Origin of the sequence: Streptomyces sp. NBC_01016 (assembly GCF_026341035.1) — a bacterium.
In the GTDB taxonomy this organism is placed as follows: Bacteria; Actinomycetota; Actinomycetes; order Streptomycetales; family Streptomycetaceae; genus Streptomyces.
In genome coordinates this window covers 589,526-615,855 of sequence record NZ_JAPEOQ010000001.1, presented here as the reverse complement: position 1 = coordinate 615,855, position 26,330 = coordinate 589,526, and the positions used below count along the sequence as shown (strand labels likewise).

Sequence of the window (26,330 nt, the reverse complement as noted above, 5' to 3'; positions counted from 1 at the left end):
GAGGATGCCCCTGAACGACGGGACGAGGACGACGCCGCACACGGAAGGCCCCCAGTCACATGAGCCAGCACACCCGCCACAAGGTCGCCGTACTCGGCACGGGCAAGATCGGTGAAGCCCTGCTCAGCGGAATGATCCGCGGCGGCTGGGCCCCGAGCGACCTCATGGTCACGACCCGCCGCCCCGAACGCGCGGAGGAGCTCCGCAGCCGCTACGGCGTCACCCCGGTCACCAACCAGGAAGCGGCCAAGCAGGCCGACACCCTGATCCTCACGGTCAAGCCCCAGGACATGGGCACGCTCCTCGACGAGCTGGCCCAGCACGTCCCGTCCGACCGCCTCGTGATCAGTGGCGCGGCCGGCATCCCCACCACCTTCTTCGAGGAGCGCCTCCCCGAGGGCACCCCGGTGGTCCGCGTCATGACGAACACCCCGGCTCTGGTGGACGAGGCGATGTCCGTCATCTCCGCGGGCACGCACGCGACGAGCGCCCACCTGTCGCACGCCGAGGAACTCTTCGGCTCGGTCGGCAAGACCCTCCGCGTCCCCGAGTCCCAGCAGGACGCCTGCACGGCCCTCTCCGGCTCGGGCCCTGCCTACTTCTTCTTCCTGGTGGAAGCCATGACGGACGCGGGCATCCTCCTCGGCCTCCCGCGCGACAAGGCCCACGACCTCATCGTCCAGTCCGCCATCGGCGCGGCCACGATGCTCCGCGACAGCGGCGAGCACCCGGTCAAGCTCCGCGAGAACGTGACGTCCCCCGCCGGCACGACCATCAACGCGATCCGCGAACTCGAGAGCCACGGCGTACGAGCCGCCCTCATCGCCGCCCTCGAAGCCGCCCGCGACCGCAGCCGCGAACTGGCCTCCGGCAACAACAGCTGACCTGCGTACGAGCCCGGGGCGTGAAGTTGACACGCCCTGGGCCCATCCGTAGTGTTCTCCGAGTTGTCCGCCGTGAGCGCCGACCCCGGTCGGTCCCCGGACAACCATTCCGCAAGACCTCTTAAACGCTCGACGACTGGCTTCTGCTCGGTCGTCTTCTGCATTTACGTGCGTCTTTGCGAAATGAGGAATCCACGTTCGAAAGGACGCGACCCCGATTAGCTCGGGGGCCGGGAATCCGCTAAAGTCTCACTCGTCGGAACGGCCCAACAGCCGCGAAGACAAGCCCCGCTGACTGGGAATCAGGCCCGAAAGGATCTGATAGAGTCGGACTCGCCGGAAAGCCGAAAGGCCGGAAAGCGAAGAGCAAGACCAGCAGGACCCCGAGGAAATCGGCCGGTGAAACGGTCTGATAGAGTCGGAAACACGAAATACCGAAGGGAAGCGCCCGGAGGAAAGCCCGAGAGGGTGAGTACAAAGGAAGCGTCCGTTCCTTGAGAACTCAACAGCGTGCCAAAAATCAACGCCAGATATGTTGATACCCCGTCTCCAGCATCTGCTGGGGCGAGGTTCCTTTGAAAAGTCCTGCAGGCCTTTGGGTCGGCAGGCGCACAGCGAGGACGCTGTGAACGGTCGGATTATTCCTCCGACTGTTCCGCTCTCGTGGTGTCACCCCGATGACGGGGAAACATTCACGGAGAGTTTGATCCTGGCTCAGGACGAACGCTGGCGGCGTGCTTAACACATGCAAGTCGAACGATGAAGCCCTTCGGGGTGGATTAGTGGCGAACGGGTGAGTAACACGTGGGCAATCTGCCCTTCACTCTGGGACAAGCCTTGGAAACGAGGTCTAATACCGGATAACACTCCCATTCTCCTGGATGGGGGTTAAAAGCTCCGGCGGTGAAGGATGAGCCCGCGGCCTATCAGCTTGTTGGTGAGGTAATGGCTCACCAAGGCGACGACGGGTAGCCGGCCTGAGAGGGCGACCGGCCACACTGGGACTGAGACACGGCCCAGACTCCTACGGGAGGCAGCAGTGGGGAATATTGCACAATGGGCGAAAGCCTGATGCAGCGACGCCGCGTGAGGGATGACGGCCTTCGGGTTGTAAACCTCTTTCAGCAGGGAAGAAGCGAAAGTGACGGTACCTGCAGAAGAAGCGCCGGCTAACTACGTGCCAGCAGCCGCGGTAATACGTAGGGCGCAAGCGTTGTCCGGAATTATTGGGCGTAAAGAGCTCGTAGGCGGCTTGTCACGTCGATTGTGAAAGCTCGGGGCTTAACCCCGAGTCTGCAGTCGATACGGGCTAGCTAGAGTGTGGTAGGGGAGATCGGAATTCCTGGTGTAGCGGTGAAATGCGCAGATATCAGGAGGAACACCGGTGGCGAAGGCGGATCTCTGGGCCATTACTGACGCTGAGGAGCGAAAGCGTGGGGAGCGAACAGGATTAGATACCCTGGTAGTCCACGCCGTAAACGGTGGGCACTAGGTGTGGGCAACATTCCACGTTGTCCGCGCCGCAGCTAACGCATTAAGTGCCCCGCCTGGGGAGTACGGCCGCAAGGCTAAAACTCAAAGGAATTGACGGGGGCCCGCACAAGCAGCGGAGCATGTGGCTTAATTCGACGCAACGCGAAGAACCTTACCAAGGCTTGACATACACCGGAAACGTCTGGAGACAGGCGCCCCCTTGTGGTCGGTGTACAGGTGGTGCATGGCTGTCGTCAGCTCGTGTCGTGAGATGTTGGGTTAAGTCCCGCAACGAGCGCAACCCTTGTTCTGTGTTGCCAGCATGCCCTTCGGGGTGATGGGGACTCACAGGAGACCGCCGGGGTCAACTCGGAGGAAGGTGGGGACGACGTCAAGTCATCATGCCCCTTATGTCTTGGGCTGCACACGTGCTACAATGGCCGATACAATGAGCTGCGATACCGCAAGGTGGAGCGAATCTCAAAAAGTCGGTCTCAGTTCGGATTGGGGTCTGCAACTCGACCCCATGAAGTTGGAGTTGCTAGTAATCGCAGATCAGCATTGCTGCGGTGAATACGTTCCCGGGCCTTGTACACACCGCCCGTCACGTCACGAAAGTCGGTAACACCCGAAGCCGGTGGCCCAACCCCTTGTGGGAGGGAGCTGTCGAAGGTGGGACTGGCGATTGGGACGAAGTCGTAACAAGGTAGCCGTACCGGAAGGTGCGGCTGGATCACCTCCTTTCTAAGGAGCACTTCTTACCGAGTCCTTCGGGACGAGGTCAGAGGCCACTACGTCGGCAAATGTTCGACGGTGGTTGCTCATGGGTGGAACGTTGATTATTCGGCACGATCGGTTGGCTTCACTAGTACTGCTTCGGCGTGGAACGTGAGAGTGAACAGGTCGGGCCGGGCACGCTGTTGGGTATCTGAAGGTACGGCCGTGAGGTCGCCTTCAGTGCCGGCCCCAGTGCACTCGAACTTTAAGGGTTCGGGGTGATGGGTGGTTGGTCGTTGTTTGAGAACTGCACAGTGGACGCGAGCATCTGTGGCCAAGTTTTTAAGGGCGCACGGTGGATGCCTTGGCACCAGGAACCGATGAAGGACGTGGGAGGCCACGATAGTCCCCGGGGAGTCGTCAACCAGGCTTTGATCCGGGGGTTTCCGAATGGGGAAACCCGGCAGTCGTCATGGGCTGTCACCCGCTGCTGAATATATAGGCAGTGTGGAGGGAACGCGGGGAAGTGAAACATCTCAGTACCCGCAGGAAGAGAAAACAACCGTGATTCCGGGAGTAGTGGCGAGCGAAACTGGATGAGGCCAAACCGTATACGTGTGAGACCCGGCAGGGGTTGCGTGTGCGGGGTTGTGGGATCTCTCTTTTACGGTCTGCCGGCCGTGAGACGAGTAAGAAACCGTTGATGTAGGCGAAGGACATGCGAAAGGTCCGGCGTAGAGGGTAAGACCCCCGTAGTCGAAACATTAACGGCTCGTTTGAGAGACACCCAAGTAGCACGGGGCCCGAGAAATCCTGTGTGAATCTGGCGGGACCACCCGTTAAGCCTAAATATTCCCTGGTGACCGATAGCGGATAGTACCGTGAGGGAATGGTGAAAAGTACCGCGGGAGCGGAGTGAAATAGTACCTGAAACCGTGTGCCTACAAGCCGTGGGAGCGTCGCGCAAGGAACTTGTTCCTTGCGTCGTGACTGCGTGCCTTTTGAAGAATGAGCCTGCGAGTTTGCGGTGTGTTGCGAGGTTAACCCGTGTGGGGAAGCCGTAGCGAAAGCGAGTCCGAATAGGGCGATTTAGTAGCGCGCTCAAGACCCGAAGCGGAGTGATCTAGCCATGGGCAGGTTGAAGCGGAGGTAAGACTTCGTGGAGGACCGAACCCACCAGGGTTGAAAACCTGGGGGATGACCTGTGGTTAGGGGTGAAAGGCCAATCAAACTCCGTGATAGCTGGTTCTCCCCGAAATGCATTTAGGTGCAGCGTCGTGTGTTTCTTGCCGGAGGTAGAGCACTGGATAGGCGATGGGCCCTACCGGGTTACTGACCTTAGCCAAACTCCGAATGCCGGTAAGTGAGAGCACGGCAGTGAGACTGTGGGGGATAAGCTCCATGGTCGAGAGGGAAACAGCCCAGAGCATCGACTAAGGCCCCTAAGCGTACGCTAAGTGGGAAAGGATGTGGAGTCGCAGAGACAACCAGGAGGTTGGCTTAGAAGCAGCCACCCTTGAAAGAGTGCGTAATAGCTCACTGGTCAAGTGATTCCGCGCCGACAATGTAGCGGGGCTCAAGCGTACCGCCGAAGTCGTGTCATTCATACAACAGGGCCAACGCCTGTATGGATGGGTAGGGGAGCGTCGTGTGCCGGGTGAAGCAGCACCGGAAGGTAGTTGTGGACGGTTCACGAGTGAGAATGCAGGCATGAGTAGCGATACACACGTGAGAAACGTGTGCGCCGATTGACTAAGGGTTCCTGGGTCAAGCTGATCTGCCCAGGGTAAGTCGGGACCTAAGGCGAGGCCGACAGGCGTAGTCGATGGATAACCGGTTGATATTCCGGTACCCGCTGTGACGCGAAAGACATCGAATCCAGTGATGCTAAGGCCGTGAAGCCGTTCCGGACCCTTCGGGGAATGGAAAGTGGTGGAGCCGCCGGCCCAAGCTGGTAGTAGGTGAGCGATGGGGTGACGCAGGAAGGTAGTCCAGCCCGGGCGATGGTAGTCCCGGGGTAAGGGTGTAGGCCGTGCGGTAGGTAAATCCGTCGCACACAAGGCTGAGACCTGATGCCGAGCCGATTGTGGTGAAGTGGATGATCCTATGCTGTCGAGAAAAGCCTCTAGCGAGTTTCATGGCGGCCCGTACCCTAAACCGACTCAGGTGGTCAGGTAGAGAATACCGAGGCGTTCGGGTGAACTATGGTTAAGGAACTCGGCAAAATGCCCCCGTAACTTCGGGAGAAGGGGGGCCATTCCTGGTGATTGGACTTGCTCCATGAGCTGGGGGTGGCCGCAGAGACCAGCGAGAAGCGACTGTTTACTAAAAACACAGGTCCGTGCGAAGCCGTAAGGCGATGTATACGGACTGACGCCTGCCCGGTGCTGGAACGTTAAGGGGACCGGTTAGTCACATTTCGGTGTGGCGAAGCTGAGAACTTAAGCGCCAGTAAACGGCGGTGGTAACTATAACCATCCTAAGGTAGCGAAATTCCTTGTCGGGTAAGTTCCGACCTGCACGAATGGCGTAACGACTTCTCGACTGTCTCAACCATAGGCCCGGTGAAATTGCACTACGAGTAAAGATGCTCGTTTCGCGCAGAAGGACGGAAAGACCCCGGGACCTTTACTATAGTTTGATATTGGTGTTCGGTTCGGCTTGTGTAGGATAGGTGGGAGACTTTGAAGCGGCCACGCCAGTGGTTGTGGAGTCGTCGTTGAAATACCACTCTGGTCGTGCTGGATGTCTAACCTGGGTCCGTGATCCGGATCAGGGACAGTGTCTGATGGGTAGTTTAACTGGGGCGGTTGCCTCCCAAAGAGTAACGGAGGCGCCCAAAGGTTCCCTCAGCCTGGTTGGTAATCAGGTGTTGAGTGTAAGTGCACAAGGGAGCTTGACTGTGAGACCGACGGGTCGAGCAGGGACGAAAGTCGGGACTAGTGATCCGGCGGTGGCTTGTGGAAGCGCCGTCGCTCAACGGATAAAAGGTACCCCGGGGATAACAGGCTGATCTTCCCCAAGAGTCCATATCGACGGGATGGTTTGGCACCTCGATGTCGGCTCGTCGCATCCTGGGGCTGGAGTCGGTCCCAAGGGTTGGGCTGTTCGCCCATTAAAGCGGTACGCGAGCTGGGTTTAGAACGTCGTGAGACAGTTCGGTCCCTATCCTCTGTGCGCGTAGGAATATTGAGAAGGGCTGTCCCTAGTACGAGAGGACCGGGACGGACGAACCTCTGGTGTGCCAGTTGTCCTGCCAAGGGCATGGCTGGTTGGCTACGTTCGGAAAGGATAACCGCTGAAAGCATCTAAGCGGGAAGCCTGCTTCGAGATGAGTATTCCCACCCCCTTTGAGGGGTTAAGGCTCCCAGTAGACGACTGGGTTGATAGGCCGGATCTGGAAGCACCGCAAGGTGTGGAGGTGACCGGTACTAATAGGCCGAGGGCTTGTCCTCAGTTGCTCGCGTCCACTGTGTTGGTTCTGAAACCACGAACAACCCCGTATGTCGGGCCACGACTACGGTGCGGTTGACAGTTTCATAGTGTTTCGGTGGTCATAGCGTGAGGGAAACGCCCGGTTACATTCCGAACCCGGAAGCTAAGCCTCACAGCGCCGATGGTACTGCAGGGGGGACCCTGTGGGAGAGTAGGACGCCGCCGAACAAATTTTGAAGAAAAGCCCCGGACCGGGATACGGTCCGGGGCTTTTCTGCGTTTAGGGTCGAAGATATGGGAATGCGCTATGACCTCGTCATCTTCGACAACGACGGCGTACTCGTCGACAGTGAACCGATCTCCAATACGCTCCTGGCCGGCTATCTCACCGAGCTCGGGCACCCGACCTCGTACGAGGAATCCCTGCGGGACTACATGGGCGCCGCCATGCACCGCGTGCACGATGTGGTTCTCGAGCGGACCGGGCAGCGGCTTCCCGAGGACTTCGACGATGTCTTTCATGCGCGGGTGTTCGCGGCGTTCGAGCGGGAGCTGGAGCCGGTCGACGGGGTCGTCCAGGTGCTGGAGAGTCTGACGGCCGACGGGGTGCCGTACTGCGTCGCGTCCTCCGGGAGCCATGAGCGGATCCGTGTCGGGCACCGGAAGACCGGGCTCGACAAGTGGTTCGGGGACGAGCGGATCTTCAGTTCGCAGGATGTGGGGCGCGGGAAGCCGGCGCCCGATCTGTTTCTGTACGCGGCGGAGCGGATGGGGGTTCCGCCCGAGAAGTGTCTGGTCGTCGAGGACAGTCCGCTCGGTGTGCACGCCGCCGTCGCCGCAGGGATGGATGTGTACGGGTTCACCGCGATGACGCCCGCTGAGCGGCTCGGCCGGGCCGATGAACTCTTCGACGACATGCGGGAGTTGCCGCGGCTGCTTGAGTGAGGTCACGGTCGGCCCATGGTTTTGTGATCCATCTACCCACGGGTAAGGCGGAGGCCTACGCTGTGCCGCCATGACCGATGGGACAGCCGGGACGGCCGGCACGGTGGGTGGGCGGCTGCGGTGGGGTCGCGGGACTCTGGGGTTCAGCTTCTTCGCGCAGGGTGTCGCTTTCGCGTTGCTCGTGACCCGGATCCCCGCCATTCAGGACCAGTACGGGATATCCGACGCGCTGCTGCCCGTGTTCCTGGCCGCGGTGCCGGTGCTGGCCGGGGTCGGGAGCGTAGGCACCGAGCAGTTGGTGAAAAGGGTGCGGCCCAGTCGGGTGCTGCGGTGGTCGCAGCCAGTCGTGCTCCTGGCGCTGCTCGGGGTCGGGGCCGGGGACTCGATGGCCGAAGTGGCCGTCGCGCTCGCCGCGTTCGGTCTCTCCGTCGGGGCCCTGGACGCCTCGATGAACATGCTCGGCGTCAGCCTGCAGCGGGCGTACGGGCGCAGCATCATGCTCGGCTTCCATGCCGCGTACAGCCTCGGTGGGATCGTCGGGGCGTCGCTCGCGTGGGTCGGGGCGCACTGGGATCTGACGCTGTTCGTGTCGTATCTGCCGGTGGCGTGCGTGCTGTTGCCGTTCTGTCTCGTGGCGAGCCGGTGGTACGTGGACGGGCGGGCGGCCGACGGGGAGGCGGCCGCGCGAGAGCAGGCGCAGGGCGGCGGGATCGTTTTCAAGCTGCTGTTGCCGCTCTGCCTGGTGATGTCCTTCGCGTACATCGGGGACTCGACGGTCTCGAACTGGAGCGCAAAGTATCTGCAGGACGTGCTGGGCAGTTCGGAGCAGATGTCGACCGTTCCGTACAACGTCTACATGGTGATGACGCTGGTGGGGCGGTCCGTCGGGGACGTGGGCGTGCGGCGGTTCGGGGCCGTGGCCGTGGTGCGGTTCGGGGCTGTTGTGGCTGCCGGCGGGTTCGGTGTGGTGGCGCTGGCGCCGGGGGAGTGGGTGGGAATCCTCGGGTTCACGTTGCTGGGGCTCGGGTTGTGCGTGATCGTGCCGCAGACGTTCGCCGCGGCCGGGAGGCTGTTCCCGAAGGCGTCCGATGCGGCGGTGGCGCGGCTCAATATCTTCAACTACGTGGGCTTTCTGGTGGGTTCGCCGCTTGTGGGGGCCATCGGGGACGCGTGGAGTTACCGCGGGGCGATGCTCGTGCCCATGGCATTGGTGCTGATGACGCTGGTGTACGCCCCGTCGTTCCGGGAGCGGGGCGACCGATACGGTGGCGGGCATGAGCGGCCGCGCGCAATTGATGTGGGACCCGGCGGTAGCGGGGTATGACTTCGGGCCCGGACACCCGATGGATCCGATCAGGCTTGATCTGACCCGGAGACTGGTGGACGCGTTCGGGCTCGACCGGGACCTGGAGGTCGTCGCGGCCAAGGCGGCCGGGGAGTCGACGTTGCGGCTCGTGCACCGCGAGGACTACGTGGAGGCGGTCAAGGCCGCGTCCGTCGATCCGGCCGCGGCCGACCCGGCGTACGGGCTCGGGACCATGGACGATCCGGCGTTCGCCGGGATGCACGAGGTGTCCGCGCTGATCGCCGGGCAGTCGGTGGGGGCCGCAGAGAGTGTGTGGCGGGGGGACGCGCTGCACGCCGTGAACTTCTCGGGTGGCCTGCACCATGCGATGCCCGGGGCGGCGTCCGGGTTCTGCGTGTACAACGATGCGGCGCTGGCGATCGCGCGGCTGCTGGAGCTGGGCGCCGAGCGGGTCGTGTACGTGGATGTGGACGTGCATCACGGGGACGGGGTGCAGGCGGCGTTCTGGGAGGACCCGCGGGTTCTGACGATTTCGTTGCACGAGCATCCTCGTACGTTGTTCCCGCAGACCGGGTGGCCCGAGGAGACCGGGGCGGACGGGGCCGGTGAGGGGACGGCCGTGAATGTGGCGTTGCCGGCGGGGACCGGGGATGCGGGGTGGCTGCGGGCGCTGCATGCGGTGGTGCCGGAGTTGTTGGCGGAGTTCCGGCCGCAGGTGCTTGTGACGCAGCACGGGGCCGATACGCACTTCGAGGATCCGTTGGCGCATTTGGCCGTTTCCTTGGACGCGCAGCGGGCTGTGCAGGTCGCTTGCCACGAGTGGGCGCACGAGTACGCGGACGGGCGGTGGGTGGCCCTGGGTGGGGGCGGGTACGCCGTGGTGGATGTGGTGCCGCGGTCGTGGACGCATCTCGTGGGGATTGCGGCGGGGCGGGAGATCGCGCCCGAGTCGGTGATTCCTGAGGGGTGGCGGCAGGAAGTGTTCGCCCGTACGCGGCAGTTGGCTCCGCAGCGGATGACGGATGGGCGGTGGCCCGTGTCGTATCAGGGGTGGGAGGCGGGGTACGACCCCGCGGACCGGCTCGACCAGGCGGTTCTGGCTACGCGTAAGGCGGCGTATCCCTTGCGGGGGCTGTTGCCGTGATCGGCGGGCGGCGCCGGGGTCTTTGAGCGGTGCCGGGGTCGGCGCCTTCCGTAGGTGCGGCCTGCACCGGGGTGCCGCCTTGCCCACCCTGCCGCCCGATGGGGTCTCCCCTGCTCGAGGTTGTTCGAGAGCTTGGGGAAGGCAGATTGCCCAAGGCGGAAGGGCGTTACTCCGACCGTGGGGTGTTTGCTGGAAAGTGGGGGAACGGGGCGGGGCAATGGCGCAACATCACAAGGGTGTTGAGCGTCGGCGCCCTGCGGGCGCATCTGTTGGCGGCTCGGCTTGCCGGGCCCGTGGCGACCTCCCGTGAGGAGAGTCTGCGGAGCTACCGCCTGTTCGAGGCGCGGGATCCGCGAGTGATGCTCGGGCTCGACCCCGAGTGGGCTTGGGGGCACCGGGATCTGCTCGCGTTGATGGCGGACAAGTGTGGGGTTTCCGGGGACCCGGGGCACCGCACGGGGCACGATGTCATTGATCCGGAACGGACCCTGGCCGCGCTCGACGCGTTTGCGGAGCGCCTCGGCCGGGCCGCCGAGAGCCGTTCCCCAGTGCTGTTCGGGACGGGTCATCCGCATCGACTGCTCGGTTTCTACGCCGCGTTGGCGGACGCCCTGTCGGCGGTGGGCTGCCCCGTCCTCACCCCCGCGCAGGGTCGGAGTATCGACATAACGACCCGGTTCGGCCTACGCACGTACAACCTCGACTACGACCGAGGAGTCGCGCTGGTGCGAGAACCGGGCGCGTACCCGGTGCGAAGTGAGACCGGCGCGCACACCCACTCACCACTCCCGGTTCGGCTGGTGCTCGGTGCGCTTTCGGAGGCCGGCGAGCCGCTGCCCGAGCTGGTCATCGGGGACCACGGATGGGTCTGCGGTGCAGGTCAGTTGGGGTTTGACGCCATCGGTCTGGCCGATACGGACGATCCCGCCCTGTTCGTCGGTGAGGCCGAGGGACAGGTGTCCGTCGTCGTTCCACTTGATGACGCTGTGCGGTCTGATTACTACCGACCGCTTACTCGCTATGTACTCAATCGAGCGTGTCTGTCACAGTAGGCGGCCGATCGCTGCTCCTCTTCCCCACTCGCATCACCCGCCTCTACATTGGGGAGTGAGCACGCAACGACGTTGAGTCACCGGAAGGGGAAGCCGGTGGCCGTCGAGTGCGGAAGGTTCAGGTGTGTCATGGCTGCTGACCAGAGGCCTCTATCCGAGGTGGCGTTCCTGACCGTGGCGGAGGTCGCCGCGGTGATGCGAGTGTCGAAGATGACCGTGTACCGCTTGGTGCACAGCGGTCATCTGCCCGCGATCCGGGTGGGGAGGTCATTCCGAGTCCCGGAGAATGCGGTTCATGAGTACCTCCGTGACTCCTACGTGGGGGTGGACGCAGGCTGATCCAGGGGGTCCTGCGGACCTCGATTTCTGCTCGGCGCTCGGAGCGGGGTAGGCTAGCCCCTCGTAGGTCGTGTGGGCCCCAATGCAGCCCCGCACCGAGTGATTGTCCCTGCAACGCAGGGGTTGTCCGAGAAGTGAGCGAGGGTAGTCGTGGGCTCTGTCATTAAGAAGCGGCGTAAGCGGATGGCGAAGAAGAAGCACCGCAAGCTGCTGAAGCGCACCCGCGTGCAGCGTCGCAACAAGAAGTAAGCGGCAGCTGCTGTACAGCGCGCCTTGTGGCCCTTCCACCATCCGGTGGGAGGGCCACATTGCGTTGTGCGGACCGAGTGGCGACCGAGCGGGGGCGGCACTGCGTGACAGCTCCCTTGAACAGGCAATTGTTCACTTCGGAACCTCCCGTTACCTGCGAGTGTGGCCGTCGTCACTTCCTGCATCGAGCAGACATCACAGCGCAACATCGAACCGCTAACGTGGCCCGCAAGCAGTGATTGCGGAGCGCGGCGGGGCTGGGACGGAAGGTAGGCGCTGATCTTGGGCAAAGTCGTGCTCGTGACAGGGGTGGCCCGACAACTGGGCGGCCGGTTCGTACGCAGGATCCAGCGGGACCCCGAGGTGGACCGGGTGATCGGCGTGGACGCGGTGCCGCCGGCACACCATCTGGGCGGTGCCGACTTCCTGCAGGCCGACATCCGGCAGCCGACGATCGCGCGGGTGCTCGCCGAGTACTCCGTGGACACGGTCGTGCACATGGACGTGACGGGGACCCCGCTGGCCAGCGGCGGCCGCGGCACGGTCAAGGAGACCAACGTCATCGGCACGATGCAGCTGCTCGGCGCGTGCCAGAAGGCGCCGAACGTGAAGCGCCTGGTGGTGAAGTCCAGTACGAACGTCTATGGCTCCGCGCCGCGCGACCCGGCCGTCTTCACGGAGACGACGCCGCCGAAGTCGCTGCCGAGCGGAGGCTTCGCCAAGGACACCGTGGAGGTCGAGGGCTATGTGCGCGGGTTCGCCCGGCGCCGTCCCGATGTCGCGGTGTGTGTGCTGCGCTTCGCCAACATCCTTGGGCCGACGGCGGATTCGCCGCTCGCCGAGTACTTCTCGCTGCCGGTCCTGCCGACCGTGTTCGGCTACGACCCGCGGCTGCAGTTCGTGCACGAGGACGACGTGATCGAGGTGCTGCGGATCGCCTCGCACGAGCCGGCCCGCGCCACGTTGAACAGCGGCACGTTCAATATCGCCGGTGACGGTGTGCTGTTGCTGTCGCAGTGCTCGCGGCGGCTCGGCCGGCCGACGGTCCCGGTTCTCCTTCCCGCCGTGACCTGGGTGGGCGGCGCGCTGCGTACGCTGGGGGCGACGGACTTCTCGCCCGAGCAGATCCGGCTGCTCACGCACGGACGGATGGTGTCGACGGTCCAGATGCGCGACACACTGGGCTTTGAGCCCAAGTACACGACCGCGGAGGCCTTCGCGGAGTTCGTACGCGGCCGGGGCCCGGGACTGCTGCCGCCGCAGGCCCTCGCGGGGGCCGTCGACCGGATCGCCGCGCTGCCCTTCCTGAGCGGTGCCCGCACAGGTCCCAGCCACCCCCCGACGCAGAGCGCCAACTGAGGAGCGCATCAACGATGGCGGACGCCAAGGTCATTCCGTTCGACGACGACAGGTCGCGAGGGGCGGCGGCGAAGGGTGCCGCGCGCCGCGGCCGGGGCCCGGGGAGCGGCGGGCGACGCAAGGGCGAACCCGTGGCCGTACGGAAGGTGCGGCCCTTGCAGCAGCCACCGTCCGAATCCGCGCCCGAACCCGGGCCCGAGGAGCCGGGCGAGCCGTCGCAGGGCGGCGGCTGGGAGCGGAAGATCGCGGGCGGGCTCGCGTTTCTGCGGCGGCGGATCACCGGGGACTACGACGTCGACGAGTTCGGTTACGACGAGGAGCTCACCGACCAGGTCCTGATGTCGCTGCTCCGGCCGCTCGCGGAGAAGTACTTCCGGGTCGACGTGAAGGGCATCGAGAACATCCCGTCCGAGGGCGGGGCCCTGATCGTCTCCAACCACTCGGGGACGCTGCCGCTCGACGGCCTGATGATGCAGGTCGCCGTGCACGACAACCATCCGGCGAACCGCCACCTGCGGCTGCTCGCGGCCGACTTGGTGTTCATGCTGCCGGTGGTCAACGAGCTGGCGCGCAAGGCCGGGCACACGCTGGCCTGCGCGGAGGACGCGCAGCGGCTGCTCGAGAGCGGTGAGCTGGTCGGCGTCATGCCGGAGGGCTTCAAGGGCGTCGGCAAGCCGTTCAGCGAGCGGTACAAGCTGCAGCGCTTCGGGCGGGGCGGGTTCGTGTCGACCGCGCTGCGCGCCGGCACGCCGATCGTGCCGTGCTCGATCGTCGGGGCGGAGGAGATCTACCCGATGGTCGGCAACGCCAAGACATTGGCGCGGCTCCTCGGCTTCCCGTACTTCCCGATCACGCCCACGTTCCCGTGGCTGGGGCCGTTGGGCGCGGTGCCGCTGCCGACGAAGTGGACGATCCAGTTCGGCGAGCCGATCCCGACGGACGGCTACCCGCCGGAGGCGGCGGAGGACCCGATGCTGATGTTCAACCTGACGGACCAGGTCCGCGAACAGATCCAGCACACGTTGTACAAGTTGCTGGTGCAGCGGCGGTCGGTGTTTTTCTGAAGCCGTGTTCTTCTGAAGCGGTGTTCTTCTGAACGAGAACAGGGCCCGAGGCAAGCCTCGGGCCCTGTCTGCTGCGCGGTGCGCTACTTCGCGTCCTCGCCGTCGACGCCCAGGCCCGGCAGGAGGCCCGGGAGCAGCGGGGGCACCGTCACGTCCGGCTTCGGGGAGCCGGTGTCCGTGTCGGAGTCCGGGCTGTCGTCCGAGGAGGGCGGGGTCGTCTTGTCCTTCGGCGGGTCGAGAAGGCCGCCCGTGTTCTCGCCGAGCAGGCCCTCCTCGTCCTTGCCGGTGTCGGACGTGGACGGCTTCGGCTTCGTCGACGTCTTGCCGTCGTCGGAGGCGGAGCCGGATCCGGACGGGGTGGAGCTGCCGGTGTCCGGGGTGCCCGGCGACGTACCGTCCTGGCTGGTGCCCGGGCTCGTCGCGCCGCCCTTCTCGTCCGGGGTCCGCGGCAGCAGGGAGCGCAGCGGGCCGACTTCTTCGTCTATGGCGTCGAAGACCGAGCTGACCTGGTCCCGTACGTCTCCGAGCTGGACCGGCAGGCGGTCGCTCAGGGCCGTCCAGCTCTGCCTGTGCGCGTCGGAGAAGGTGGACAGGGCCTGGATCGGGCCGAGGGCGCCGTCGCGCTTGTACGCGTCGCTGAGGAGCCGGTGGCCCTCGGAGGCGTCGTACTGCACCCCGGAGAGCGCGCGCCTGACCTCACCCACGGACTCGTGGTCGAGCTGTCCGGTGCGGCCGCGCTCCATGAGCCGCCGCGCCTCGCTCAGCCGCGTCGACGCCTGGTCGAGGTAGGCCTGCCCCTTGTCGGAGTCGCTGTGCGCCATGCCCAGCTTGAGGTCCTCCATGCCGCGCTTGAGGCCGTAGAGGTGGTCGCCCGGCAGTGCGCTGGACGACGCCGCGGCCACACCGCTGAAGGCGCCCGCGGCCACGCCGACGGTGAGCCCGCCCGCCGCGATGCCCTTGCTCAGACGGGAGCGGGGCCGCAGCTTCCGCAGTGGACTCGCCCGGTGGGCGCCCTTGCCCTGGCGCTGCTTGGGTACGGAGGTGGCCGCGCCGCCCTCTTGGACCATGGCCTCCATGGCGGCGACGAGCTGCGCCCGCTGCACCATCTTGACCTCGGGATCGAACTCCGGCTTCGGCAGCTCGCCGAGAGCCGCGGCCAGGGACAGCAGCCCGCCCTCCTCGGCCGTCGCCGCATCGCTGCGCCGGGCGGCCGGTTCTTCTTCCGGTTGCTGCGCCGACGGGTCCTGGTCGGACTGGTCCTCCAGGGCCTGGGCGAAGGCGTTCGCCCGCCGGTGTGCCGAGACGTTCGCGATCACTGGCGGCACCTCCTCTCACTCATGACGGTCGACTTCCCAGGGGGTCCTGGGGTTGCACCCCGGACCCGGATACACACCAACGAGTGAGTGAATCCCGGTCGGGAGTGACCACAGGGAGCCTGCATCCCGCACAACGAGCGGCTCGGTACTTCGGTTACGCGCGAAAGGTGATCCGAGCGCGATCCCATCTCGCTTTCACCGTAGGTGAGTTGGAGACTGCGGGCAGTAACGGCCCCAGGGCTGAAGAAGAGGCCCCGGGGCTCAGCGGGCGTCGTCCGGCAGAAGGCGCGCCAGGGTGCGCACCGCCCGGTACTGGAGGGTCTTGATCGCGCCCTCGTTCTTGCCCATCGCGCGAGCGGTCTCGGCGACGGACAGGCCCTGCAGGAAGCGCAGCGTGACGCACTCCTGCTGCTGTGGGTTGAGGCGGCGCACGGCGTCGAGCAGCGCCGCGTTCGAGAGGGACTCCAGGACGGAGTCCTCGGGGGAACGCTCCACCTCGTTCGCATCGAGCATTTCGCCCGTGGTCACTTCGAGGCGGAAACGGCTCGACTTGAAGTGGTCCGCGACCAGGTTGCGCGCGATCGTGACCAGCCAGGCGCCGAAGTCGCGGCCCTGCCAGGTGAACGTGCCGATGCGGCGCAGCGCGCGCAGGAAGGTCTCACTGGTGAGGTCCTCCGCCGTCGCCTTTCCGCCGACGCGGTAATAGATATAGCGGTACACAGTGTCGCTGTACTGGTCGTAGAGCCGGCCGAACGCGTCGGCCTCGCCCCCTTGGGCGCGCTCGACCAGATCCATCATGCGGGCACTGTCGCTGTCGGCCGCGGGACGGCGGGCCGTAGGTGTGGCCGACCTGGCCGCGGTGCCCGAGGCGCCGGCGGACCCGGAACGGGCCCGTCTGCCGACGGTGGCCGCGGTCGAATCGGCCATGGCGAAACATGGCGAGGCAGGGGCGGGCACGGCCGACGCTGCCGCAGCGGCGAGGGCGGGGACGGCGTACGCGGTAGGGACGAAACCGCGCAAGCGGTCCACGACCGTCGCGTGCAGCGTTGCCAGGCCCGAGGCGTCAACCCCGACGTGTGGGTACACGGGACTCCCAGAGGCAGAGCTTCCATCACGTGCAGTGCGGGACCGTTCACCCGTCGTACTGACGCGTGGGTACCGGTTTGCGTCTGAGGAGAATAACGCTTCGTGCAGGGAGCACTACACCCAGTTGCTCAAATCACCGATTACGTCACTTCTGTAGTCGCTCGACGGCGTTTCAAGTACCAGAGAGTGACCACTTGTTGATCGATTACGTTCAAGTTCCGGCTCTGGTGGTGACGTGTTGTGGCCGAGTGGTACTTACAGGACTGGCGGGAGCGGGACACGGGTAAGACGGTCGGAATGTCGTCCTCGACCGCTCGGTGACCGTAGGCGACCGACCGTCAGCGACGGCGCCTGTGCAGTGCGATCGCCGCCGCCGTGCCGCCCGCGACCGCGCCGACGCCGGCCGCGGCGGGGATCCCGACCTTCGCGGCCTTGCGGCCCGTGCGGTAGTCCCGAAGGCGCCAGTCGCGCTCGCGCGCGTACTTGCGCAGCTTCGCGTCCGGGTTGATCGCGTACGGGTGGCCGACGAGCGAGAGCATCGGGATGTCGTTGTGCGAGTCGCTGTACGCGGCGCAGCGGCCGAGCTCCAGGCCCTCGGCGGAGGCGAGCGCGCGGACCGCCTCGGCCTTCGCGGGGCCGTGCAGCGGTTCGCCGACGAGCCTGCCGGTGTAGACGCCGCCGATGGACTCGGCGACCGTGCCGAGCGCGCCGGTCAGGCCGAGGCGGCGGGCGATGACCGTGGCGATCTCCACGGGCGCGGCCGTGACCAGCCAGACCTTCTGGCCCGCGTCCAGGTGGGCCTCGGCGAGGGCGCGGGTGCCGGGCCAGATCCGCTCGGCCAGGTACTCGTCGTAGATCTCCTCGCCGATGGACATCAGCTCGGCGACGCGGTGGCCCTTCACGATGGACAGGGCGCTGTTCTGCGCGTCCTGCATGTGCTCGGGGTCCTCGACGCCTGCGAGCCTGAACCAGGCCTGCTGCCAGGCGAATCGGGTCAGCTCCCGGCGCTCGAAGAACTTCCGCTTGTAGAGGCCGCGGCCGAAGTGGAAGATCGCCGCGCCCTGCATCACCGTGTTGTCCAGGTCGAAGAAGGCGGCGGCCTTGTCGTCGCCCGCGACCGGGAACTCCGGTTCTTGTAGGTCCTCGTCGACCGGCGGAGCCTGGTCCTCCAGCTCCTGGGAGGACTTGCGGGCGGCCTCGGCCGAAGCCTCGCCTGCCAGCACGCTCCGCGCGGTGGCGGAGCGCCTACGGGGTGTGAGCCATCCCATTCCATGCTTCGGCACGAAGTGCCTCCTACCGGGGTGGTGGTCGGGAGACGGGCGGGACATGTCGTGAGCATAGCCAGTCTGTTCGGGGGTTCCGGAGTCGCGCGGGTTTCGGGAGCCTGTCCGCACGTGAATTCTCGGCGACAGGAGGGCCGCGTGTGGGGCGAGAATGGCCGGTATGAGTCCCATTTTTCGCAACCGCGAGAAGAAGGATCCGCGTGAGCGGATCGTCACGCTGATCGGGAAGCCCGGCTGTCATCTGTGTGACGACGCACAGTCGGTGATCGAGAAGGTGTGCGCCGAGGTCGGCGCGGCCTGGGAGAAGAAGGACATCACCGAGGACGAGGAGCTGTACCGCAAGTACTGGGAACAGATCCCGGTCGTTCTCGTCGACGGAGCGCAGCACGATTTCTGGCGCGTGAAGGAGGAGCGGCTGCGGCACGCGCTCACTCGGTGACGGTCCGCGTACGAAGCCCCAGGTCGGTCGCGGCCGGCCGTGGTCCGGTCGCACAGGTCACTGACCGACCAGTCCAACTGGTCCCAAAAGTCGCTTAGGATCGGGGGCGGTTTTGGTCTCGGGGGCGTGGATCTTGGCAACGTTGAGGAGAGTGTGCCGTTTTGGCCTCCACAGGTGAGCAACGAAGCTACCTGCGCGCCGGTTCCAGGGAGGCGCGCGGGGCGCGCGTGAGCCCGGTCACGTTGGCCGGGCAAATCGGACACCATCTTTGTGCACGCGTTCACAAAGACATAGCCTGCATTCGACGGGGCGGTCGAGTAGCAGGGTGCCGCCCACAGCCCCGCTCTACCCGCAGGAGCACCGTGGCAACTGGCCGAACTCACCGACCGGCGACCCGCAGCCGAGGAATTCCCGAGGCCACCGTCGCCAGGCTTCCGCTGTACCTCCGAGCCCTCACCGCTCTGTCGGAACGCTCGGTACCCACGGTCTCCTCCGAGGAGCTCGCGGCCGCCGCGGGGGTCAACTCCGCGAAGCTGCGCAAGGACTTCTCGTACCTCGGTTCGTACGGGACCCGCGGCGTGGGCTACGACGTCGAGTACCTCGTCTACCAGATCTCACGCGAGCTGGGCCTCACGCAGGACTGGCCGATCGTGATGGTCGGTATCGGTAACCTCGGTGCGGCGCTTGCCAATTACGGTGGTTTCGCCTCGCGCGGCTTCCGCGTCGCGGCCCTGATCGACGCCGATCCGGCGATGACCGGCAAGTCCGTCGCGGGCATGGCCGTGCAGCACGCCGACGACCTCGAGAAGATCATCGACGAGAACGGCGTCTCCATCGGCGTCATCGCGACCCCGGCCGGTGCCGCGCAGCAGGTCTGCGACCGGCTCGTCGCCGCCGGGATCACCTCCATCCTGAACTTCGCGCCGACGGTGCTCTCCGTTCCCGACGGCGTCGACGTGCGCAAGGTCGACCTCTCCATCGAGCTGCAGATCCTCGCCTTCCACGAGCAGCGCAAGGCCGGCGAGAGCCCGGTGGAGGAGGCCGAGGGCGCGGTGGGTCTCGAAGGCCCGGCCGCCAAGGTCACCAAGCCCGCCGCCGAGAGGCACAACGACGAGCGCAAGGGACCCGACGGGGACGTGCCCGCCGTGATGCCGGCATGAGTCTCCTCGTCGTAGGTCTGAGCCACCGCAGCGCCCCTGTCAGCGTTCTGGAGCGTGCCGCGCTGAACGCGGACACCCAGGCGAAGCTGCTGCAGGACACGCTCGCCGCCGAACCGGCCGCCGAGGCCGCGGTGCTCGCGACCTGCAACCGCATCGAGCTGTACGCGGACGTGGACAAGTTCCACGCCGGTGTCGCCGAGCTGTCGACGCTGCTCGCGCAGCACAGCGGTGTGGGCCTCGAAGAGCTCACTCCCTATCTTTATGTGCACTACGAGGACCGGGCGGTGCACCACCTGTTCTCGGTGGCGTGCGGGCTCGACTCGATGGTGGTCGGCGAGGGCCAGATCCTCGGCCAGATCAAGGACACCCTCGCGCGCGCCCAGGAGCTGCACTCCGCGGGCAAGCTCCTCAACGACCTCTTCCAGCAGGCCCTGCGGGTGGGCAAGCGCGCCCACTCGGAGACCGGGATCGACCGTGCCGGGCAGTCGCTCGTCACCTTTGGCCTCGAGCAGCTCGCCGCCGGGCAGTCGGTGGACGCGTGGGCGCAGGGCAAGCGGGCGCTCGTGATCGGCGCCGGCTCGATGTCCTCGCTCGCCGCGGCCACGCTCGCGCGGGCCGGAGTGGCCGAGGTCGTCGTCGCCAACCGGACGGTGGAGCGCGCCGACCGCCTTGTAGAGATCTTGAACGAGGCCGGTACGGCGGCCCGTGCGGTCGCGATGGACGCCGTGGCGGACGAACTGACACGTGCCGACGTCGCCATCTCCTGCACCGGTGCGACCGGTCTCGTCCTGACCGCCGAGGCCATACGTTCCGCCGTCGCGGGCCGCACGCCGACCGCGGGCAGCGAGGTGCCCGGCTCCACGACTCCCGCCGCAGGCAAGGCCGGAAGCGACAGCCGCTCTGCCGAGACGGTGCGCGGCGGCTTCTCCGTCGAGGGCGAGGCCGCGGTCGCCGGCTTCGACGCCGCAGCCCTTGAGCAGCACGGCGCCTGGGTCGACAACGCGCCCGGTGAGCAGGTCCGCCTCTCCGAGGCCGAGACCATCGCCGCCCTCGCCGTCGCCGGACGGGTGCCGGAGATGCGCCGCGAGCGCACCCCCGAGCCCGTACGACAGGTGGCGCTGGCCCTGCTCGACCTGGCGATGCCGCGGGATGTCGACGCGGCCGCGCACCGGATCGACGGGGTCCGCCTCGTCGACATCGAGTCGCTCGCCGACGCCTCCGCGGACGCCCCCATGGCCGCCGACGTCGACCTGGTGCGGACCATCGTGGCCGACGAGGTCGCCGCGTTCGGTGCCGCGCAGCGGGCCGCGCACATCACGCCGACCGTCGTCGCGCTGCGCACGATGGCCGCGGACGTGGTGGCGAGCGAGATCGCCCGGCTCGACGGCAGGCTCCCCGGCCTGGACGAGAAGCAGCGCGCGGAGATCACCCAGACCGTGCGGCGCGTGGTGGACAAGCTGCTGCACGCGCCGACCGTACGGGTCAAGCAGCTGGCCGCCGAGCCCGGCGGTGCCGGGTACGCGGACGCCCTGCGGACCCTGTTCGACCTGGACCAGGAGACGGTCGCCGCCGTTTCCCGGGCCACCCCCCACGAAGCAGAAGGCAAGAATCGAGGCCCGGCATGACCGCCGAGAAAGCCCTGAGGCTGGGCACCAGGCGCAGCAAGCTGGCCATGGCCCAGTCCGGGCAAGTGGCCGAAGCCGTACGTCAGTTGACCGGCCGCGAGGTCGAGCTTGTGGAGATCACCACGTACGGTGACACCTCCCGCGAGCACCTCGCGCAGATCGGCGGCACCGGAGTCTTCGTCACCGCGCTGCGCGACGCGCTCGCCCGGGGCGAGGTCGACTTCGCGGTGCACTCCCTCAAGGACCTGCCGACCGCGCAGCCCGCTGAGCTGGCCCTCGCCGCCGTACCGGTGCGCGAGGACCCGCGGGACGTGCTGATCGCGCGCGACGGACTGAAGTTCACGGATCTCCCCGAGGGTGCCCGCGTGGGTACCGGTTCGCCGCGCCGCATGGCGCAGCTGAACGCGTACGCGCGCAGCCACGGCATACGGATCGAGACCGTGCCGATCCGTGGGAACATCGACACCCGGATCGGCTTTGTCGAGAAGGGCGAGCTGGACGCGGTGGTCCTCGCGGCCGCAGGGCTCAGCCGTACCGGTCGCAGCGAGGAAGTCACCGAGTTCCTCCCGACCGACATGATTCTGCCCGCCCCCGGCCAGGGGGCACTGGCCATCGAGTGTGCCGCCGACAACGGTGAACTCGTGGCCATGCTCGCCGAGTTGGACGACCCGCTCACGCGGGCCGCCGTGACCGCCGAGCGAACCCTGCTCGCCGCCCTGGAGGCCGGCTGCAGTGCACCTGTGGGTGCGCTGGCCGACCTGCTGGCCGACGGGCAGACTGCCAAGGAAATGCGCCTGCGCGGCGTCGTCGGTACCACCGACGGCTCCGAGCTGGTGCAGCTGACCACCACCGGTCCCGTGCCCTCGTCCGAGGACGAGGCGCTGGCACTCGGGCGGGAACTCGCCGCCGAGATGCTGGCCAAGGGTGCGGCCGGTCTGATGGGGGAGCGAGCACGATGAGCCCCACCACCGCTGTATCGACCGCCTGGGCACCTGGGCACGTCACCTTCCTGGGTGCGGGTCCCGGAGATCCGGGACTGCTGACCCTCAGGGCCGTGGAGGCCCTGTCCCGAGCGGATGTGCTGATCGCCGAGCCCGAAGTGCTCGACGTCGTGCGGACGCATGCCAAGGCCGGCGTGACCGTCCTCGACGCCACGGGTGCCCCGGAGCGCCCGGCGACCGCTGACGGCTCGTCAACTGCCGTCGTGGTCCCGGCTCTGAGGGACTGGGCCAATCTTGTCATGGAGGCCGCACGGGGCGGCAAGCGGGTCGTGCGTGCGGTCACCGGGGACCCCGGCCTCGACACGTACGCGGCCGAGGAGATGCTGGCCTGCGCGACCGCCGGCATCACCTTCGAGGTCGTGCCCGGCATCGCGGCGGCCGTGGGCGTGCCCGCGTACGCCGGAGTGCCGCTCCGTGACCAGCAGGGCGCCGACGTCCGCTTCGTGGACGCGGCCACCGCATCCGAGCGCTGCTGGACCGAGGTCGGCGCGTCCGACGGCACGGTCGTCGTGTCGACGACGCTCGACTCGGTGGGCTCCGCGGCCGGTGAGCTGGTGGCGGCGGGCCGCAAGCCCGACACCCCGCTGTCCGTGACGGTCGCCGGTACGACGACGCGCCAGAAGACCTGGACGGCGACGCTCGGCACCATCGCGCAGACGCTGAAGCAGGCCAAGGTGCTGCCGTCGCCGGAGGGCAACCGCCCGGTGATAGCCGTGGTCGGCGAGCGTTCCGCAGCCGCCCAGCGCGACCAGCTGTCGTGGTTCGAGTCGAAGCCGCTGTTCGGCTGGCGCGTGCTCGTCCCGCGGACGAAGGAGCAGGCGGTCTCGCTCTCCGACCAGCTTCGTTCCTACGGCGCCGTGCCGCACGAGGTGCCGACCATCGCGGTCGAGCCGCCGCGCACGCCGCAGCAGATGGAGCGCGCGGTCAAGGGCCTGGTGACGGGCCGCTACGAGTGGATCGCCTTCACCTCGGTGAACGCGGTCAAGGCCGTCCGCGAGAAGTTCGAGGAGTACGGGCTCGACGCCCGCGCCTTCGCCGGGATCAAGGTCGCGGCGGTGGGCGACCAGACGGCGCAGGCCCTCATCGCCTTCGGCGTGAAGCCGGACCTGGTGCCGAGCGGCGAGCAGTCGGCCGCGGGTCTCCTGGAGGACTGGCCGCCGTACGACCCGGTCTTCGACCCGATCGACCGCGTCTTCCTGCCGCGTGCCGACATCGCGACCGAGACCCTCGTCGCCGGGCTCATCGAGCTGGGCTGGGAGGTCGACGACGTCACGGCGTACCGGACCGTGCGCGCGTCGCCGCCGCCGGCGGACACGCGTGAGGCGATCAAGGGCGGCGGTTTCGACGCCGTTCTGTTCACGTCGTCGAGCACGGTGCGCAACCTGGTCGGCATCGCGGGCAAGCCGCACAACGTGACGGTGATCGCCTGCATCGGCCCGGCGACCGCCAAGACGGCCGAGGAGCACGGCCTGCGGGTCGACGTGATGGCTCCGGAGCCGTCGGTGCTCAAGCTGGCGGCCGCGCTTGCCGACTTCGGCACCAAGCGGCGGGTTGCCGCGATCGAGGCGGGTGACCCGGTCACCCGGCCCAGCGAGCGGCGACCCGGGTCGCGGCGCAGGCGCGCGGCTCCGTAAGGAAGAGTGTGGGGCGGGCATTTTCCGGGCTTACGGGTCCGGGTGCCCGCCCTTCCGGTTTACTCCGTTTTCCGGGCACGGCCCTACCTGGGCCCCGGTCGGCCTGCTTGTCCGGCTGGGGGTTCGGGGGTCGTCCCCCGGGAGAACACAGCACGTAGGTAGAGGTGGCAGGTTCAGTGACTCGGTACGGTTCTTTCCCCGGTTCGCGGCCGCGGCGGCTGCGGACGACTCCCACCATGCGGCGCATGGTCGCCGAGACGCGGCTGCATCCGTCCGACCTGATCCTCCCCGCGTTCGTGCGCGAGGGGATCGACGCCCCGGTGGAGATCGGCTCGATGCCGGGCGTGTACCAGCACACCCGTGACTCCCTGAAGAAGGCGGCGGCCGAGGCCGCGGAGGCGGGTGTCTCCGGGATCATGCTGTTCGGCGTGCCGCTGGACGAGAAGAAGGACGGGCGGGGCACGGTCGGTACCGACCCCGACGGCATCCTGCAGCTCGCGCTGCGCGACGTCCGCTCCGAGGTCGGCGACGACCTGCTCGTCATGTCCGACCTGTGCCTGGACGAGTTCACGGACCACGGCCACTGTGGCGTCCTCGACGAGCAGGGCCGGATCGACAACGACGCGACGCTGGAGCGGTACGCGGAGATGGCGCAGGTCCAGGCGGACGCGGGCGCGCACATCGTGGGCCCGAGCGGCATGATGGACGGTCAGATCGGCGTCGTACGCGATGCGTTGGACCAGATCGGGCGCGAGGACGTCGCCGTGCTCGCCTACTCGGTGAAGTACTCCTCCGCCTTCTACGGCCCGTTCCGCGAGGCCGTCGGCTCCTCGCTCAAGGGTGACCGCAAGACGTACCAGCAGGACCCGGCCAACATCCGGGAGTCCCTGCGGGAGCTGGCGCTCGACCTCGAAGAGGGCGCCGACATGGTGATGGTGAAGCCGGCGGGTCCGTACCTCGACATCCTGGCTCGGGTGGCCGACGAGGCGGACGTGCCGGTCGCCGCGTACCAGATCAGTGGTGAGTACGCGATGATCGAGGCGGCGGCGCAGCGGGGCTGGATCGAGCGGGACAAGTCGATCATGGAGTCGCTGCTCGGTATCAAGCGGGCCGGCGCGAACATGATCCTCACGTACTGGGCCACGGAAGTGGCGCGCAAGCTGGACTGACGTTTCCGGGGTGCGCGGGGTGGTCCGTGCCGGAAGAATTCCGGCATGACCACGAACTCGATGTCCGCGCGGGGCCTCAACAGGTCGACTCTGGCCAGGCAGCTGCTGCTCGACCGGGCAGCGGTTGGGGCCGAGGAGGCACTACGGCGGGTTGTCGCGCTCCAGGCGCAGCAGCCCGCTTCGCCGTATGTGGCGCTGTGGAACCGGGTGGCGGGGTTCGATCCGGCGGACCTGGACGCGGTGTTCGGGGACTTCCGGGCGGTGAAGTCGACGCTGATGCGGATCACGCTGCACGCCGTGCATGTCGACGACTACCGGGACTTCCGGGCGGCGGTGGAGCCGACGGTGCGGGGTGCGCGGCTGGGGGATCCGCGGTTCCGGGCGTCGGGGTTGGTGGCGGAGGACGCGGATGCGTTGCTGCCGGAGCTGCTGCGGATGGCCGAACGGCCGCGTACCACAGGGGAGTTGACGGAGTGGTTCACGGGGCGGGCCACCGGGGAGAAGGTGGTGACCGCCTGCCGCATGCTGCGCCAGTACGCGCCGCTGTGGCACGCGCCGGTGGCCGGCTCGCCGTGGTCGTACGCCTCCGACAAGCGGCAGTCGTTCGTGGCGGCGGAAGCGGGGCGGCGCCCGCGACTGCGGGACCCGGAGGCGATGGCCGAGGGACTGCGGTCCCTGATCCGCCGCTACTTGGCGGGGTTCGGGCCCGCGTCGGTGGCGGACATGGCCCAGTTCGCCCTCGTCCAGAAGGGCCGGGTGCGGGCGGCGCTCGACGAGGACCTGGAGCAGCTGAGCGGGCCGGGCGGCGAGGTGCTGTACGACGTGCCGGGCGGGGTGCTGCCCGGAGCCGAAGTCCCTGCCCCACCGCGTCTGTTGGCGATGTGGGACAGCGTCCTGCTCGCGTACGCGGACCGGGGCCGGGTGCTCCCGCCGGAGTACCGCAAGCACGTGACCCGGGTGAACGGCGATGTACTCCCGACGGTCCTCGTGGACGGCTACGTGGCCGGTGTCTGGCGTCTCGCCGCGGACGGCGGCGGCGTGGAGGTGGGCGCGTTCCGGCCCTTGCCGAAGCGGACGTGGTCCGATCTGGAGGCCGAGGCCCAGGGCGTGGCCCGCCTGCTGGCGGAGCGGGATCCGGGGGCGTACCGGCGCTATGACCACTGGTGGGAGAAGGGGATGCCGGTGGTGGAGACGCGGGTGCTGGCGCCCGGGTCGGCATGACGAAGGGCCCCAGGACACACCTCGGCCGCGGCGGTTCCCCCTTGGTCCGCCGCGGCCGATCCCCGTCGGGATGGTGGTCTAGTTGGGCTCGGACGTCACGTGGGTGTTGTCCGGCTTGAGCTCGCCGTCGTCCGCTGCGACAGCAGCCGGCTTGCTGGTCACGTGGGTGTTGAGCGGCTGGATGTCCTCGCCGTCCTCACCACCCGTGACGTGGGTGTTGTTCGGCTCGACGACCGGGTCCGGTTCTGTGCTCATGGTGATGCCTCCCCTGTGGGCGTGCTGGGCTGGACTGGGACGAGCCCAACCGGCCGCTCCCCCGTGGGCGGCCGGTTGGACCGCGGGCACTCACCCGGACTTCAGGTGAAGCGGCCCGTCCGGCGGTCCGTCTGCCCCCCGACGCGACGGCCCGGCAAGAATGAGACTGCACCC

The 26,330-nt window shown here is 67.2% G+C and carries 20 protein-coding genes and 3 rRNA genes; 19 read left to right on the top strand and 4 right to left on the bottom strand.

The window, feature by feature from the left end:
• Window positions 1-59: 59 nt before the first annotated feature.
• The 12 genes from proC to OG746_RS02835 all read left to right on the top strand — a co-directional run bounded on the left by proC (window position 60) and on the right by OG746_RS02835 (window position 13,967).
• Entirely contained in the window at window positions 60-884 is an 825-nt protein-coding gene (gene proC / locus OG746_RS02890) for a pyrroline-5-carboxylate reductase (RefSeq protein ID WP_266711277.1), read from the top strand.
• A 691-nt stretch (window positions 885-1,575) separates the two neighbouring features.
• Window positions 1,576-3,101, top strand: a 16S ribosomal RNA gene (locus tag OG746_RS02885).
• 305 nt (window positions 3,102-3,406) lie between these two features.
• Window positions 3,407-6,529: ribosomal RNA gene (locus tag OG746_RS02880) — 23S ribosomal RNA — on the top strand.
• A 91-nt stretch (window positions 6,530-6,620) separates the two neighbouring features.
• Window positions 6,621-6,737: ribosomal RNA gene (gene rrf, locus OG746_RS02875) — 5S ribosomal RNA — on the top strand.
• Together the 16S, 23S and 5S rRNA genes form the textbook arrangement of a ribosomal RNA operon.
• Before the next feature lie 72 nt (window positions 6,738-6,809).
• Window positions 6,810-7,454 carry an HAD family hydrolase gene (locus OG746_RS02870; RefSeq protein ID WP_266718678.1) on the top strand — a complete coding sequence of 215 codons (645 nt, stop codon included), beginning with the start codon at window positions 6,810-6,812 and terminating at the stop codon, window positions 7,452-7,454.
• A gap of 70 nt (window positions 7,455-7,524) precedes the next feature.
• Complete coding sequence (locus tag OG746_RS02865; RefSeq protein ID WP_524540365.1) at window positions 7,525-8,778, top strand: MFS transporter; 1,254 nt, start codon at window positions 7,525-7,527, stop codon at window positions 8,776-8,778.
• Window positions 8,729-9,904 carry an acetoin utilization protein AcuC gene (locus tag OG746_RS02860; protein WP_266711276.1) on the top strand — a complete coding sequence of 392 codons (1,176 nt, stop codon included), beginning with the start codon at window positions 8,729-8,731 and terminating at the stop codon, window positions 9,902-9,904. Before OG746_RS02865 ends, OG746_RS02860 begins: the two co-directional genes overlap by 50 nt.
• A gap of 236 nt (window positions 9,905-10,140) precedes the next feature.
• On the top strand, window positions 10,141-10,956 hold the full coding sequence (locus OG746_RS02855; protein ID WP_266711275.1) for a phosphatase: 816 nt from the start codon (window positions 10,141-10,143) through the stop codon (window positions 10,954-10,956).
• A gap of 129 nt (window positions 10,957-11,085) precedes the next feature.
• On the top strand, window positions 11,086-11,295 hold the full coding sequence (locus OG746_RS02850) for a helix-turn-helix domain-containing protein (RefSeq protein ID WP_266711274.1): 210 nt from the start codon (window positions 11,086-11,088) through the stop codon (window positions 11,293-11,295).
• A 150-nt stretch (window positions 11,296-11,445) separates the two neighbouring features.
• Window positions 11,446-11,544, top strand: coding sequence for a 30S ribosomal protein bS22 (locus tag OG746_RS02845; protein WP_003948845.1), 99 nt, complete (start codon window positions 11,446-11,448; stop codon window positions 11,542-11,544).
• A 282-nt stretch (window positions 11,545-11,826) separates the two neighbouring features.
• Window positions 11,827-12,903 carry an NAD-dependent epimerase/dehydratase family protein gene (locus tag OG746_RS02840; RefSeq protein WP_266711273.1) on the top strand — a complete coding sequence of 359 codons (1,077 nt, stop codon included), beginning with the start codon at window positions 11,827-11,829 and terminating at the stop codon, window positions 12,901-12,903.
• 14 nt (window positions 12,904-12,917) lie between these two features.
• Window positions 12,918-13,967 (top strand): lysophospholipid acyltransferase family protein, encoded by a 1,050-nt coding sequence (locus OG746_RS02835; RefSeq protein ID WP_266711272.1) that lies wholly within the window; start codon window positions 12,918-12,920, stop codon window positions 13,965-13,967.
• 83 nt (window positions 13,968-14,050) lie between these two features.
• On the opposite strand, the gene OG746_RS02830 is transcribed toward OG746_RS02835, so the two are convergent.
• The 3 genes from OG746_RS02830 to OG746_RS02820 form a co-directional block, all read right to left on the bottom strand.
• Window positions 14,051-15,283, bottom strand: coding sequence for a DUF5667 domain-containing protein (locus tag OG746_RS02830; RefSeq protein ID WP_266711271.1), 1,233 nt, complete (start codon window positions 15,281-15,283; stop codon window positions 14,051-14,053).
• A 261-nt stretch (window positions 15,284-15,544) separates the two neighbouring features.
• Window positions 15,545-16,369 (bottom strand): ECF subfamily RNA polymerase sigma factor, BldN family, encoded by an 825-nt coding sequence (locus OG746_RS02825; protein ID WP_266711270.1) that lies wholly within the window; start codon window positions 16,367-16,369, stop codon window positions 15,545-15,547.
• Between the two features lie 338 nt (window positions 16,370-16,707).
• On the bottom strand, window positions 16,708-17,697 hold the full coding sequence (locus OG746_RS02820; protein WP_443063099.1) for an HAD family hydrolase: 990 nt from the start codon (window positions 17,695-17,697) through the stop codon (window positions 16,708-16,710).
• 106 nt (window positions 17,698-17,803) lie between these two features.
• Between OG746_RS02820 and OG746_RS02815 the strand changes: the two genes are divergently transcribed.
• The 7 genes from OG746_RS02815 to OG746_RS02785 all read left to right on the top strand — a co-directional run bounded on the left by OG746_RS02815 (window position 17,804) and on the right by OG746_RS02785 (window position 25,901).
• Window positions 17,804-18,091 carry a glutaredoxin family protein gene (locus tag OG746_RS02815; protein ID WP_371590794.1) on the top strand — a complete coding sequence of 96 codons (288 nt, stop codon included), beginning with the start codon at window positions 17,804-17,806 and terminating at the stop codon, window positions 18,089-18,091.
• Window positions 18,092-18,453: 362 nt separating this feature from the next.
• Window positions 18,454-19,251 (top strand): redox-sensing transcriptional repressor Rex, encoded by a 798-nt coding sequence (locus tag OG746_RS02810; RefSeq protein ID WP_266711268.1) that lies wholly within the window; start codon window positions 18,454-18,456, stop codon window positions 19,249-19,251.
• Window positions 19,248-20,876: a glutamyl-tRNA reductase gene (locus OG746_RS02805; RefSeq protein ID WP_266711267.1), complete on the top strand. Its 1,629-nt coding sequence runs from the start codon at window positions 19,248-19,250 to the stop codon at window positions 20,874-20,876. The genes OG746_RS02810 and OG746_RS02805 overlap by 4 nt, the downstream gene beginning before the upstream one ends.
• Window positions 20,873-21,835, top strand: coding sequence for a hydroxymethylbilane synthase (gene hemC, locus OG746_RS02800; protein WP_266711266.1), 963 nt, complete (start codon window positions 20,873-20,875; stop codon window positions 21,833-21,835). The genes OG746_RS02805 and hemC overlap by 4 nt, the downstream gene beginning before the upstream one ends.
• Complete coding sequence (locus tag OG746_RS02795) at window positions 21,832-23,511, top strand: bifunctional uroporphyrinogen-III C-methyltransferase/uroporphyrinogen-III synthase (protein WP_266711265.1); 1,680 nt, start codon at window positions 21,832-21,834, stop codon at window positions 23,509-23,511. The genes hemC and OG746_RS02795 overlap by 4 nt, the downstream gene beginning before the upstream one ends.
• A gap of 176 nt (window positions 23,512-23,687) precedes the next feature.
• Window positions 23,688-24,680, top strand: coding sequence for a porphobilinogen synthase (gene hemB / locus OG746_RS02790; protein WP_266711264.1), 993 nt, complete (start codon window positions 23,688-23,690; stop codon window positions 24,678-24,680).
• Window positions 24,681-24,725: 45 nt separating this feature from the next.
• The gene (locus OG746_RS02785) at window positions 24,726-25,901 is read left to right on the top strand and encodes a winged helix DNA-binding domain-containing protein (protein WP_266711263.1); all 1,176 of its coding nucleotides are present in this window, start codon (window positions 24,726-24,728) and stop codon (window positions 25,899-25,901) included.
• Between the two features lie 78 nt (window positions 25,902-25,979).
• On the opposite strand, the gene OG746_RS02780 is transcribed toward OG746_RS02785, so the two are convergent.
• Window positions 25,980-26,156: a hypothetical protein gene (locus tag OG746_RS02780; RefSeq protein WP_266711262.1), complete on the bottom strand. Its 177-nt coding sequence runs from the start codon at window positions 26,154-26,156 to the stop codon at window positions 25,980-25,982.
• Between the last annotated feature and the right edge of the window lie 174 nt (window positions 26,157-26,330).